The organism is Lentzea sp. NPDC036955, assembly GCF_055608005.1.
In genome coordinates, this window is the sequence record NZ_JBVJRC010000006.1 from 355,002 (window position 1) to 367,740 (window position 12,739).

Here is a 12,739-nt window from a genome sequence, read left to right on the forward strand (position 1 = left end):
TCGTCGTCCCTTCGGTTGTCAGACTTGCTGGAGTTGGAACCGCTGGTTGTCGGCCGCGCTCTGGTTCCACTGGGACACGCGGGTGCCGTCGGTGGTCGCCGCGTTCCAGACGTCCATGGCGAGACCGCTCTGCCGGTTGACCAGGCTGATCACGCCGCCGCCCTGGTCGACGACCCGCCACTGCTGGGTGGCCGCACCGGTGTCGGGCTGCTGGGTGATGTCGGCGCCGGTGCCCGAGCCCGCGACCTGCATGACCAGGCCGCTGTGCCGGGCGCGCAGCCGGTAGTACCCGCCGCCGGAGTCGAGGAAGTCGAACTGCTGGTTGAGCCCGCTCGTCGGCGACCACTGCTGCAGCAGCGCACCCGCCGCCGTCGAGACACCGCTGATGTCGAGGTACTTCCCGCTGTGCCGGGCGACGAGGCGGTAGTTGACGCCCGGCCGCACCACCGCCGGAGCCGAGCCCTGGCCGGTCGCGCGGTAGACGTGCCCGGCCTGTCCGGGGAACTCGGCGACGCCGCTCTCGGGCTGGGCCGGCTGGACCACCGCGCCGGTCGTGGTGTCGCGCAGCTCGAAGGTGCCGCCGAAGATCCGGTTGCGCACGCGGACGGTGCCGTCGCGGTCGGGGGTGACGGTCAGCGTCACGGTGCCGTCGGCGGCCCAGGTCGCGCCGACGGTGTACCCGCCGCGCCCGCGCAGGCCGGTGACGCTGCCCGCGGGCCAGGCCGGTGGCAGGGCGGGCAGCACGTGCAGCTCGCCGTTGTGGCTGTGCAGCAGCATCTCCGCGACACCGGACGTGGCGCCGAAGTTGCCGTCGATCTGGAACGGCGGGTGCAGGTCGAACATGTTGGGCGCCAAGCGGTCCGTGGTCACCAGCGAGCGCAGCAGGTCGTGTGCCCGCGACCCCTCCTCCAGCCGGGCCCAGAAGTTGATCTTCCACGCGAGCGACCACCCGGTGCCGGCGTCCCCGCGCAGCTCCAGCGTCCTGCGGGCCGCGGCGTGCAGCTGCGGCGTGCCGCGCTTGGTGATCTGGTTGCTCGGGTGCAGCCCGTACAGGTGCGAGACGTGCCGGTGGTTCGGCTCGGTCTCGACCCAGTCGTACTGCCACTCCATGACGTTGCCGCGCGAACCGACCCTGGTGGGCGCGAGCCGTTGCCGGGCCGCCCGCACCTGGGTGCGGAAGTCGGTGTCGACACCCAGCACCTCGGACGCGGCGGCGCAGCCGTCGAACAGGTCGCGCAGGATCTGCATGTCCATCGTCGGACCCGCGCAGACGCTGACGCCGGAGTGGTGGTTGAGCTCCGGCGAGTTCGACGGGTTCGTGACGAGGTGGCCCAGGCTCGGCTCGGTGACGAGGGTGTCGAGGAAGAACTGCGCGCACCCCTTGAGCGCCGGGTAGTACGTGCGCAGGAACGCCACGTCGCCGGTGAACCGGTAGTGCTCCCAGATCAGCGTCGACAGCCACGCGCCGCCGGTCTGCCACATGCCGGCCGCGGCGAAGTCGACGACCGAGGAGCCGCGCCACGCGTCGGTGTTGTGGTGGGTGACCCAGCCGCGGGCGCCGTACTGCACCTGGGCGGTGCGGGCGCCGGTGGTGGTCAGGTCGTTGATCATCCGGAACACCGGTTCGAAGCACTCGGCGAGGTTCGTGGTGTCGGCCGGCCAGTAGTTCATCGGCAGGTTCGCGTTGATCGTGTACTTCGAGTCCCACGCCGGGGCGAGCTGGTCGTTCCAGATGCCCTGGAGGTTCGCCGGCTGCGTGCCGGGGCGTGACGAGGAGATCAGCAGGTACCGGCCGTACTGGAACAGCAGGGTGGAGAACTGCGGGTCGCTGGTGCTGCCGTGCCGGGAGATGCGGACGTCGGTCGGCTGGTCGGCGGCGGACGTGCGGCCCAGGTCGAGCGTGACGCGGTTGAACAGCGCCTGGTAGTCGGAGACGTGCCGGGACCGCAGTGTGGCGTAGGCGGTGCCCTGGGCCGCGTTCAGGTGGGTCCTGGCACGGCCCTGGTAGTCGCCGTTGACGGTTCGGTGGTCGACGTAGCTGGTGCCGATGGAGACCAGGACCGTGACCGCGTTGGCGCCGGTGACCCGCAGCGTGCCGCCGGAGCTGCTGACCGAACCGCCCTCGGCCACGACCCTGGCCAGTGCGAGGAACCGCACCGTGCCCGCGATGTTGCGCTGGGTGCCGGAGATGCCGTCGAGCGCGATCGTCGTCGCGTCCGGGCTGGAGGCCGTGACACGCTGCGGCGAGGTGAAGGCCGCGGTGAACGTGACCGAGTTCGCCGTCTCCGCGGTCAGCCTGATGACGATCACCTGGTCCGGCGCGCTCGCGAACACCTCACGCCGGTGGCGCACGTTGTTCGCCGTGTAGGTGACCTCGGTGGTCGCCGTGGTGAGGTCGAGCGACCGCTGGTAGTTCGTGGCGGTGGCCGACGGGAAGGTCAGCCGGAGGTCGCCGACCGGCTGGTAGGCGAGCTGACCGGCCGGGCTGCCCAGCATGGTCTGGTCGATCAGGGTCTGCGCCTGCGACCACTGGTTCGAGAAGACGAGCTGGCGGATCTGCGCGAGCGCGCCCGCACCGCGCGGGTTGCTGTAGTCGTGCGGCCCGCCGGCCCAGACGGTGTCCTCGTTGAGCTGCAGGCGTTCGGTGTCGGTGTTGCCGAACACCATCGCGCCGAGCCTGCCGTTGCCCACCGGCAGCGCGCGCAGCCAGTCGGACCCGGCTGCCCGGTCGTACCAGAGCGAGAGGTCACCGGCCGCCCGCGCCCGAGGTGGGTCGGCGGCCGCGGTCGCCGTCCACCCCGCCTGCGTCAGCACAGCTCCCGCGCCGAGCACCATGAGCTGCCGCCGGTTCAGGTCGGACATGCCAGTCCTCCAAAGGGTGTGCGCGATCGCGGAACTCCCCTTGGTGGCTCGCCACGAGGAGCGGGGTGGTGGGGGTGCGGGCCGCCGGCGGGCACGCGGTGGTGCCCGCCGGCGCCTGGGGACAGCGGTGGGCTCAGGCCGTGGAGCACCGCGCGCCGTTGAGGGTGAAGCCGGACGCGGCCGCGCTGTCACCGGTGTGCGTGGCCTGCAGGCCGATCGAGATCGAGCCGTTCGGCGGGATCTGGCCGTTGTAGCCGACGTTGCTCGCCGTCACGGCGCCGCTGGCCGGCGCGTAGCTCGCGCTCCAGCCGCCGGTGATGGTCTGCCCGCCGGGCAGCGTGAAGCCGAGCTGCCAGCCGTTGATGGCGGTGGCCGACGTGTTGGTGATGGTGATCGTCTCGGTCAGGCCGTTGTTCCAGGCGTTGACCGAGACCGTGACCGCGCATCCGTCCGTGGGAACGGGCGTGGTCGTGGTCGTGGTGGTGGTGGTCGTCGTCGTGGTTGTAGTGGTCGTGGTCGTCGTCGGTGGCGCGTCCAGACCGAGGAACGAGATCGCGTACGCGAGCATCCCCGACTGCGGCAGGTCGTGCCCGACGCCCTGGATGCTCACGCCCTCGACGGTCGCGGCGGTGCCGGTCGCGCCGTACCGGGTGCGGGTCCAGTTCTGCCGCGGCTGGTCGGTGAACGCCGGGGTGCGGCTCAGCCCGTGGAGGTTGGTCCACTGGTCGAGCTCCTCGCCGAAGTTCGGGTACGCCAGCGTGGTGTCGTTCGTGCCGTGCCACAGCTGCATCCGCGGGTAGCGCCCGGTGTAGCCGGGGTACATCGCCCTGGCCTGGTCACCCCACTGCTGCGGGGTCTTCAGCAGGGTGCCGCCGGAGCACTGGCTGTTCCACAGCGACCCGTTGGTCGTGGCGAAGCAGCCGGCCGGCACGCCGGAGAACGCCGACCCCGCGCTGAACACGTCCGGGTACTCGGCGGCCAGCACGTTGGTCATCATCGCGCCGGAGGAGAAGCCGGCGACGACGATGCGCGCCGGGTCGACGTTGTAGGCCTGCCGCGCGTGCGCGACCATCGACATGATGCCGGTGGAGTCGCTGCCCCCGTTGCGGCGCAACGCACCGGCGGTCGCCACGTCGAAGCAGCGGCCCTCCCGGGTGGCCTCCGGGTAGACGATGACGTACCCGAGCCGGTCCGCCGCGGTGACGAAGTCGCGCCCGTTGCCGTTGTGCACGGCGCTGGCCGAACCGGTGCAGAAGTGCACCATCACGAGCAGCGCGGGTTTGGGGGCGACCCGGTCCGGGACGTACACGTACATGTTCAGGCCGGTCGGGTTGGCGCCGAAGTTCGTGACGCGGACCAGTGAGGCGGCCTGCGCGGGCTGGGGCACCAGGGAGACCGCGAGAGCGGCCAGCATCAGCAGCAGCAGCAGCACGGGCACGAGCGCGATGAGCCCGTACCTCCTCGAGTGCGCGCGAGCGGTCATGACGCACCGCACGTCAGGTCACTCGCCCTGGTGGCGGCGACGGTCTGGATCGTCGAGCACATGGTGTCCTCCGTGATCGGTTCTCGGACGGCGGAGCTCGTGCCGGCGGGACCGAACTGCCACCAGTTGAGGTTGAGCAGGTAGCCGCTGCCGCCGCTGAACCTCAGGTACAGGTCGCGGGTGCCGGTCAGGCCGCTCACCGGGCAGGTGACGGTGGTCCACGCCTGCCAGCCGCCCGTGTTGGGCACCGAGCACCGGCCGGCCAGGGCGCCCGTGGCGCTGCCGGAGCGGACCTCGATCGAGCTGCCCGCCACGGTGGAGGCCACCCGTGCGGTGAAGGTGGCGGCGCCGTTGCCGAACGCCACGTTCTTCAGCTTCACGTAGTCGCCGTTGTTGGTGTGGCTGAGGTTCAGCCCGCCCTCCGTGGTGACCTCGGTCTCGACACCGCTGCCCCACGCGACCGTCTCGCCCTCCTGGCGCACGTACGGGTTCAGCGTGTCCGCGGCCGGTGGCCCGGTGGTGCTCATGGAGAGCTGCGGGATGGTGCCGTCGGCGTTGTAGCTGAACTTCTCCACGGCCACGGACCGGGTGAAACCGCCGCCGCCCGGCAGCGCGCCGTTGTGGTAGAAGAAGTACGAGCCGCCCTTGAAGTCCACGATGCCGGGGTGGTTGGTGAACGCGCTGCCCTGCGTGGGCATCAGGGTGCCGCGGTACGTCCACGGACCGGTGGGGCCCGGCGCGGTCGAGTACCCGATGAACTCCGAGCAGCACTTCGCCGCGAAGACGTTGTAGTACTGGCCGTTGCGCTGGTACACCCAGGGCGCTTCCTCGTAGAGGGTCGGCCGCTTGGGGTCACCGGTGCGGGTGCCGAACCCGGCGGTGGTGAGCGGGATCTGGCTGACGCCGCCGGAGTAGGAGGTCATGTCGGCGTTCAGCCGGACGTACCAGAGGTTGGGGTTGCCCCAGTACAGGTAGGCCTGGCCGCTGCTGTCGATCATGACCGACGGGTCGATCTCGCCGTTCTCGACCAGCGGGCGGCCGAGCGCGTCGCGGAACGGGCCGGTGGGGCTGTCGGAGACGCCGACGCCGATCGCCATCCGGTTGGTGGCGCGGTTGACCACGGGGACGTACCAGTAGAACTTGCCGTTGCGCTCCACGGCCTGGCCGGCCCACGCGTCCTGCTTGGCCCAGCTGAACGTGCCGAGGTTCATGGGCGAGCCGTGGTCGGTCCAGTTGACCATGTCGGCCGACGAGAAGACCCGCCACTCCTTCATGGTGAACCAGGTCGAGCCGTCCTCGTCGTGTCCGGTGTAGAGGTAGACCCGTCCGTTGTGGACGAGCGGGGCCGGGTCGGCCGTGTAGATGTGCTGCACGATCGGGTTGTCCGCCCTCGCGGGGGCGGACACCGCCAGGAGCATGCCCGCCACCAGGGCGAGGTGCGTCCAGAACCTGCGTGTCGTGACCATTCTCGTCTCCCGAGGGCAGGGGAGGTCCCGCGGACCGGACTGCGCTTCCGGTCCGCGGAACCGTCCTCGGCTGCTGCGTGGTGCGGTGTCAGCTCGCGGCGCAGGCCGGGTTCAGACCCGAAGCGCTGCCGGTGCCCTGGAAACCGAACGTGGTCGACTGGCCGGCCGCGATGCTGCCGTTGTAGTCGACGTTGGTCCAGTTGACGGTTCCGCTGGTGCCGCTGCGGTTGGCGCTCCACGAACCGGTGATCGTGGCACCGTTGAGCGTCGTCGTGACACGCCAGCCGTTGAGGGCCGAGGAGCCCGCGGTGACCTTCACGTTGGCGACGAACCCGCCGTCCCACTGGTTGAGCTCCACCGAGGCGGTGCAGTCACCGACGGGATCGGGGCCGTTGCTGGTGGTCGTCGTCGTGGTGGTGGTCGTGGTCGTCACGCCGGGGCCACCCGAGTTCAGCGCGTCCAGCACCGAGTTGTACGCGGGCTTCTTCGCACCCGAGCCGGTGAACAGCAACGGGTTCTCGCCACCGCGCCACGAGTCGGTGTCGCGGATGCCCCACACCGTGATGCCGGTGCAGCGCGCGACGGCCATGCAGGCCCTGGTCACGGCACCGTAGGCGTTGGCCTGGTTGGAGCCCGCGATGTCCAGCTCGGTGATCTGGACGTCGACACCCAGGTCCGCGAAGCGCTTGATGTTGGCCTGGTAGTCCGACGGCGCGTTGTTCGTCAGGTGCGACTGGAGGCCGACGCAGTCGATCGGCACACCGCGGGCCTTGAAGTCGCGGACCATGTTGTAGATGCCCGTGGACTTCGCGTTGATGCCGTCGGTGTTGTAGTCGTTGTAGCAGAGCTTCGCGGCCGGGTCGGCCGCACGGGCCGCGCGGAACGCCGCCTCGATCCAGTCGTTGCCGGTGCGCTGCAGGTTGGAGTCGCGCCGGCCACCGCTGCCGCCGTCGGCGAACGCCTCGTTCACGACGTCCCAGGCGTAGATCTTGCCCTTGTAGTGGGTGGCGACCTGGGTGACGTGGTTGATGGCCGCCTGGCGCAGGTCCGAACCGCTGAGGTTCTGGGCCCAGCGCGGCTGCTGCTGGTGCCACAGCAGCGCGTGGCCGCGGACCCGTTTGCCGTTGCTGATGGCGTGGTTGAGGATGCGGTCGCCGCCGGAGTAGTTGAACTGACCGCGGTTGGGCTCGGTCGCGTCCCACTTCATCTCGTTCTCGGCGGTGACCATGTTGAACTCGGTGTTCAGGATGTTCACGTAGGTCGAGTCGCCGAGCTTCTGCGCCGCGACGGCGGTGCCGAAATAACGCCCGCTCTGAGCGGCGGCGGCACCGAGAGTGGTGGCCGCGTTCGCGGTGGCGGTGACGATCAGTGTCGCGCCGAGTGCCGCCGCGGCGACTGTCGAAACGATTGGCACAAGTGACACTGACCTCGATGTCAGTTTCATCGTCCACACTTTCGAAACTTGCCCGAATGCCGGGCGTGATGGGCAGGGCAGACAGTTCGCACGGGCGGAGCTCCGGTGCGCCAGTGCCGGGCTCGGTGCTGCGTGCGTCGGTGGTGTTGCCTTTGCTGTCAAGGAGTGTGGCAGTTGCATGTTCACGCTCACAAGAAGACGGCCGCAGTTTCCCGGCGAGATTGAGCTGAACGGGCTACAAAATGCAGGGAGCGCTCCCAGTCTGCTCATCGAATCTGTCGAACACGAATTGTTGAAGGGCTGTCGAACGCAAAGCGCTAAAGTTAACGCTCACATTTTTAGCGTTTGACCGGCCCTCGTCGGCGTGCCTACGGTGGTTCGAGTTCGGACGCACCTGCCGAGCGGAAATCACCCTTCGGTGGTTTGTGAGAGCGCTCTCACAATTGTTCGGCCCCATATCGCAACAGCAACGACGCTGCGAGGACCCCTGAATGAGAGCAACAGATCCCGCGCGCGCCGGCACGCCGGCCCGTGACCAGTCCCGCTCGTCCGGCACGCGGAGGCGCGCGGCGGGCGCCTGCGCGGCCGCGAGCGCACTCGTGGCCGTCACCGTCGCACTGGCGGTGAGCGGCGGCGCGTCCGTCAGCGCCGCGGAGTCGGCGTACTACGTCGACCCGTCGAGCTCCAGCGCCCGCTGGGTGGCGGCGAACCCCGGTGACTCGAAGGCGGCGGTGATCCGCGACCGGATCGCCTCCGTGCCCCAGGCGCGCTGGTACACCACCACGAACACCTCGACGGTCCGGTCGGAGGTCAGCTCCTTCGTGGGCGCGGCCGCCGCGGCCGGCAAGATCCCGATCCTGGTGGTCTACAACATCCCCAACCGCGACTGCGGCGGCGCCAGTGGCGGCGGGGCGCCCTCGCACCAGGCGTACCGGGCGTGGGTGGACGAGGTGGCGGCAGGCCTGGGCGGACGCCCGGCCGCGATCGTGCTGGAACCCGACGTCCTGCCGATCATGACGAGCTGCCAGAGCGCCGACCAGCAGAACCAGACCAAGGCCTCCATGGCCTACGCGGGCAAGAAGCTGAAGTCCGGTTCCTCCCAGGCCAAGGTGTACTTCGACATCGGCCACAGCGCGTGGCTGAACCCGTCGGAGGCCGCGAACCGCCTGCGCGCCGCGGACATCTCCAACAGCGCCGACGGCATCTCGACCAACGTGTCCAACTACCGCTCCACCTCCGACGAGGTGAACTTCGCCAAGAACGTGCTGAACGCGGTGGGCGACAGCAGGTTGAAGGCCGTCATCGACACCAGCCGCAACGGCAACGGCCCCGCGGGCAGCGAGTGGTGCGACCCCGCCGGGCGCGCCATCGGCACCCCCAGCACGGCCGCCACCGGCGACGGCAAGATCGACGCGTTCCTGTGGATCAAGCTGCCCGGCGAGTCCGACGGCTGCATCGCCCCGGCCGGCCAGTTCGTGCCGCAGCGCGCCTACGACCTGGCGATGGCGGCGGGCCCGATCACCACGACCACCACGACGACCACGACCACGACGACGACCACCGGCGGCAACCCCGGCGGCGGCTGCCGTGCCACCCACCGCCTGCTCAGCTCGTGGCAGGGCGGCTACAGCGCCGAGGTCGTGGTCGAGAACCGCGGTGCCGCGGTCAACGGCTGGACCTTCACCTTCTCCGCACCCGGCGTCACCGTGACGCAGGGCTGGAGCGGCCAGTGGAGCGACGGCGGCGACGTGGTCACCGTGACCAACGCGTCGTGGAACGGCTCCATCCCGTCCGGCGGCCAGGCCGTCATCGGGTACAACGCGAACCACACCGGGTCCACGCCGCCGTTCCAGGCGCCGGCGCTGAACGGAGCTGCCTGCTCCTCCTGACGTTCCTCCGGCAGGGAACCGGTTCCCCGTCACGGCCCACACCCCGGCCGTGGCGGGGACTGCCGTCTCCCGCGCGAGCACGCCAGCTGGGCAGGACTGGGCGTCACGCACGATCTTCCTCTCCCGGCTTGATGCGGGGACCGGACGGCGCCGGCCCCCGCACCCACCGCGCGGCCCCTCAGTCGCGCAGCGTCCACTTCTGGTTCGTGCCGCCGTGACACGTCCAGAGCTGCACCAGCGTCCCGTTCGCCGTGCCGTTGGCGCTGGCGTCCAGGCACAGCCCGGACTGCGCACCGGCGATGCTGCCGTCGGCGTTGACGTTCCACTGCTGGTTCAGGCCGCCGGTGCAGTCCCACAGGATCACCGCGGTGCCGTTCACCGTGCCCTGGCCGGAGGCGTCGAGGCACTTGCCGCCGAGCGTGAGCTGCCGGCCCGTGGTGTGGTTCCAGCGCTGGTTCGTGCTGCCGGTGCAGTCCCAGAGCCGGGCCCTGGTGTTGTTGCTGACCGCGGCGACGTCCAGGCAGCGGCCCGACTGGGTGCCGACGACCGTCACGTTCTGCCGGCCGCCGCCACCGGTGCCGGTCGGACCGGCGTTCGCGATCACCGCCTGAGCACCGGCCGGCCAGTTGCCGTTCGAGACGACCACGTTGCCGGAGACGGTGTTGCCGCGGTCGCCGTTGGTGATGTTCGTGCTGTTGTTGGTGGACCAGTTGTTGCTCACGGTCCAGTTGCCCATGTTCTCGCCGCCCCAGTAGTTGGCGGTGGCCCACGTGCCGGTGTTGGAGAAGACGTTGCCGGTGGCGCGGTAGTACTTCGAGCCCTCGTCGAAGTACAGGCCGAACCAGCCGTTGGTGCGCAGGCAGTGGTTGCCGCTGATCTCCGCGTTCGGGTTCCACCCGAGCGTGTAGATGCACCCGCCGTCGGTCATCTGCTGCATCACGTCGTGCACGTAGTTGTTGAGCAGCCGGTTGTTCGCCGCGGTGGTGGGCGTCGAGTAGCGCGGCTGGTAGTTGTACAGGCCGCGGTTGGCGTAGTGGTTGCTGCCGCCCGCGTCGTTGGCGCCCCAGCCGTAGCCCAGGGACAGGCCCGAGTACGGCAGGTTGTAGATCTCGTTGTTCGCCACGGTCGCGCCGTTGACGTAGGTGTTGAGCACCGACACGTTGCCGCGGTACTCGACGGCGATGTCGTGGATGCGGTTGTGGCTCACCGTGATGTCCCGGTTGACCATCCGCTGGTCACCGGGGTGGTGGGCATCGGCTCGCACGCCGCCGACGACCACGCCGCCCGCCGAGGTCCTGGCGATCTCCGAACGGGTCACGGTGATGCCGGACGCGCCCAGGCCGACGCCGCTCGCGTGGGCGTTGGCGTCGTTGCCGATGCCGATCGCGGTCTGGCCGAGGTTGAAGAACCTCGAGTCGGTGAACGTGATGCCGCTGGCCGCCGACACCTGCACCGCCGCGGGCATCTGCGCCCAGTTCGGCCGCGCCGCCTCGAACTGCGCGCAACCCTGCTGGCAGGAGTTGATCCGGTCGGCGGGCCAGTTCTGGTTGCCCGTCATGAACGCGCCGGTCTGCTGGTCGGCGAAGCCCTGGTTGCTGCTCGGGCCGAGCCACGACGTGCCGGTGAACGTGATGCCGGCGAACGTGATGTTCCGCGCGGGCGCGTCGTAGGTGCCACCGACGTTGACCAGCGACTGCAGGGCCGGCAGTTCGACGCTGGTGCTGCTCATGCTCTGGCCGGACAGCGGGATGTAGTAGAGCGTGCCGGTGCCGGTGTTGAGGTACCACTCGCCCGGCGAGTCGAGGAGCTCGTAGGCGTTGGCCAGGTACAGCGGGCCGGCCCGGTGCGGCTTGCTGAGCGTGTCGTAGCCGAAGGTGTTGTTGTTCCACGCGGGCTGCTGCATCGTCAGGAAGTTGCCGCTGATGCTCTGCACCGGCGAGTACCGGTCGGTGAACGAGTTGACGCTCTCCACTTCGACCCGGCTCTGGTTCGCGAGGGTGTTGAGGTAGTTCAGCGCGCTGTTGGAGAAGCGCATGCCCGTGTCGGTGAACGTGAAGTCCGCGCGGTTGAGCTGCGTGCGCGCGCGGGTGGCGATCGCGCCGTTGACGTAGAGCTGGCGGGCGTCGAGGCCCGTGCCGACGTCGGCCCGCCAGATGTTCTTTCCGGAGTCGGCGACGGTCCAGCCGGTCACGGCCCTCGACCCGCTGATCACCGGTCGCGCGGACGCCGCGGCCTGCCACAGCACCCGGTAGCCGTTCGTGCCGGAGTCGGCCGCGGTGAAGCGCAACGGCTGGGAGAGCCGGTACGTGCCGTCGGCGAGCTCCACGACGATGTCGCCGGTCATCGAGCCGGTGCGGGACCGCACCGCCGCCTGGGCCGCCGGCAGCGCGCACGGCTCGGTCGCGGTGCAGCTGGTGCCGGTGCCCGTGGGGGAGGCGTGGAGCGTGGTGGTCGCCGCGGTGGCAGGGGGAGCGGTGACGAGCGCGGCGACCACTGCCGCCGTGAGCGCGACCGCGCTCCGCCGGCGCGCTGTGGGGGACGTGGACAAGGGACCTCCTCGTGCAGGGGCGTGGCCTGGTCACCCTCCCGTTGCGGCGACGGGCGGAGTGATGTCCGGTGTGGACGGAGACGTGGCTGAGACGTGGAACGACCCGGCGGGTGGCCGCGGCCCCGGCTGGCGCACCAGGGGCCACGGACGTGGTGTCAACACCCGCGTCCGGAAACAGATCGGAACGTAACTCGTATGACGTGTGACGTCAATGGTGTTACGTATACTGTCGGATCGCCGTCAACGACGTCGTGGAGCGCAACGGAGGCCAGATGTCAGCGACACGTTCGCAGCCGGAGCCGGTCACCACCGCGCCTCCCGGCTGGACGCGGCGACCGGCGAACCTGGCCGCGGCGGTGACCGCCGAGCTGGTGCAGCGGGTCGTGCGCGGCAGCTACCCGCCGGGGACGACGCTGCCCCCGGAACCGGTGCTGTGCGAGACGTTCTCGGTGAGCAGGACGGTGATCCGCGAGGCGGTCAAGATCCTCCAGGAGAAGGGGCTGGTCCGGGTCCGCCAGGGCGCGGGCACCACGGTCACCCAGCAGGCGCAGTGGAACATGCTCGACGAGCTGGTCCTCGCCGCCACCATCGCCGAGGACGAGACGCTCGCGATCCTCGACGACGTCGTCGTGACCCGGCGGCTGCTGGAGTCCGACATGGCCCAGGTCGCCGCGCTCACGGCCGGGCAGGACGTGCTGGACCGGTTGCGGGAGCTGGTCGACCGGATGGACGAGCTGGTCGACGACACCGCGACCTACGAGCAGCACGACCGGCAGTTCCACGACACGATCATGCAGGCCTCCGGCAACCGCATCGCCCGCGGTGTCGTGCGTTCGCTGGAGGGGCAGGTCATCAACTCGTCCGGCTACCAGGGCAAGAGCGGCCGGGACATGTGCAAGGCCTCCAACCGCGGCCACCGCCGCATCTACGAGCGCATCGCCGCCCACGACGCACCCGGCGCCGCGGCGGCGATGTTCACCCACATCACCGAGGCGTGGCTGGTGCGCCGCGGTGCCGCCGGCGATCCCGGCCGGCTGAAGCGCTAGGCGGGTGCCCGCCGCCGGTCCCTCCGCCAGG

General features: G+C 70.2%; 7 protein-coding genes. 2 read left to right on the plus strand and 5 right to left on the minus strand.

What is annotated here, in order from left to right:
• Positions 1–18: 18 nt before the first annotated feature.
• From ACZ7CF_RS22315 to ACZ7CF_RS22330, 4 genes are all read right to left on the minus strand, one after another.
• Positions 19–2,862 carry a glycosyl hydrolase family 95 catalytic domain-containing protein gene (locus ACZ7CF_RS22315; RefSeq protein WP_458431830.1) on the minus strand — a complete coding sequence of 948 codons (2,844 nt, stop codon included), beginning with the start codon at positions 2,860–2,862 and terminating at the stop codon, positions 19–21.
• A 133-nt stretch (positions 2,863–2,995) separates the two neighbouring features.
• Positions 2,996–4,345, minus strand: a complete 1,350-nt coding sequence (locus ACZ7CF_RS22320) for an extracellular catalytic domain type 1 short-chain-length polyhydroxyalkanoate depolymerase (RefSeq protein ID WP_470370460.1) — start codon at positions 4,343–4,345, stop codon at positions 2,996–2,998.
• Positions 4,342–5,811: a glycoside hydrolase family 43 protein gene (locus ACZ7CF_RS22325; protein WP_470370461.1), complete on the minus strand. Its 1,470-nt coding sequence runs from the start codon at positions 5,809–5,811 to the stop codon at positions 4,342–4,344. Before ACZ7CF_RS22325 ends, ACZ7CF_RS22320 begins: the two co-directional genes overlap by 4 nt.
• An 88-nt stretch (positions 5,812–5,899) precedes the next feature.
• Entirely contained in the window at positions 5,900–7,255 is a 1,356-nt protein-coding gene (locus ACZ7CF_RS22330) for a glycoside hydrolase family 10 protein (protein WP_360389362.1), read from the minus strand.
• A 461-nt stretch (positions 7,256–7,716) separates the two neighbouring features.
• Here ACZ7CF_RS22330 and ACZ7CF_RS22335 point away from each other — a divergent pair, with 461 nt between their 5' ends.
• Entirely contained in the window at positions 7,717–9,114 is a 1,398-nt protein-coding gene (locus ACZ7CF_RS22335) for a glycoside hydrolase family 6 protein (protein ID WP_470370462.1), read from the plus strand.
• 178 nt (positions 9,115–9,292) lie between these two features.
• Here ACZ7CF_RS22335 and ACZ7CF_RS22340 read toward each other — a convergent pair whose 3' ends face one another.
• Positions 9,293–11,662, minus strand: coding sequence for an RICIN domain-containing protein (locus ACZ7CF_RS22340; RefSeq protein ID WP_360389357.1), 2,370 nt, complete (start codon positions 11,660–11,662; stop codon positions 9,293–9,295).
• A 272-nt stretch (positions 11,663–11,934) separates the two neighbouring features.
• Between ACZ7CF_RS22340 and ACZ7CF_RS22345 the strand changes: the two genes are divergently transcribed.
• Complete coding sequence (locus tag ACZ7CF_RS22345; RefSeq protein WP_360389354.1) at positions 11,935–12,708, plus strand: FadR/GntR family transcriptional regulator; 774 nt, start codon at positions 11,935–11,937, stop codon at positions 12,706–12,708.
• Positions 12,709–12,739 lie beyond the last annotated feature (31 nt).

What these genes read in the sequence shown, in the direction of transcription:
- ACZ7CF_RS22315 (WP_458431830.1), bottom strand. Translation starts at nt 2,862, where the DNA reads ATGTCCGACCTGAACCGGCGGCAGCTCATGGTGCTCGGCGCGGGAGCT.
- ACZ7CF_RS22320 (WP_470370460.1), bottom strand. Translation starts at nt 4,345, where the DNA reads ATGACCGCTCGCGCGCACTCGAGGAGGTACGGGCTCATCGCGCTCGTG.
- ACZ7CF_RS22325 (WP_470370461.1), bottom strand. Translation starts at nt 5,811, where the DNA reads ATGGTCACGACACGCAGGTTCTGGACGCACCTCGCCCTGGTGGCGGGC.
- ACZ7CF_RS22330 (WP_360389362.1), bottom strand. Translation starts at nt 7,255, where the DNA reads ATGAAACTGACATCGAGGTCAGTGTCACTTGTGCCAATCGTTTCGACA.
- ACZ7CF_RS22335 (WP_470370462.1), top strand. Translation starts at nt 7,717, where the DNA reads ATGAGAGCAACAGATCCCGCGCGCGCCGGCACGCCGGCCCGTGACCAG.
- ACZ7CF_RS22345 (WP_360389354.1), top strand. Translation starts at nt 11,935, where the DNA reads ATGTCAGCGACACGTTCGCAGCCGGAGCCGGTCACCACCGCGCCTCCC.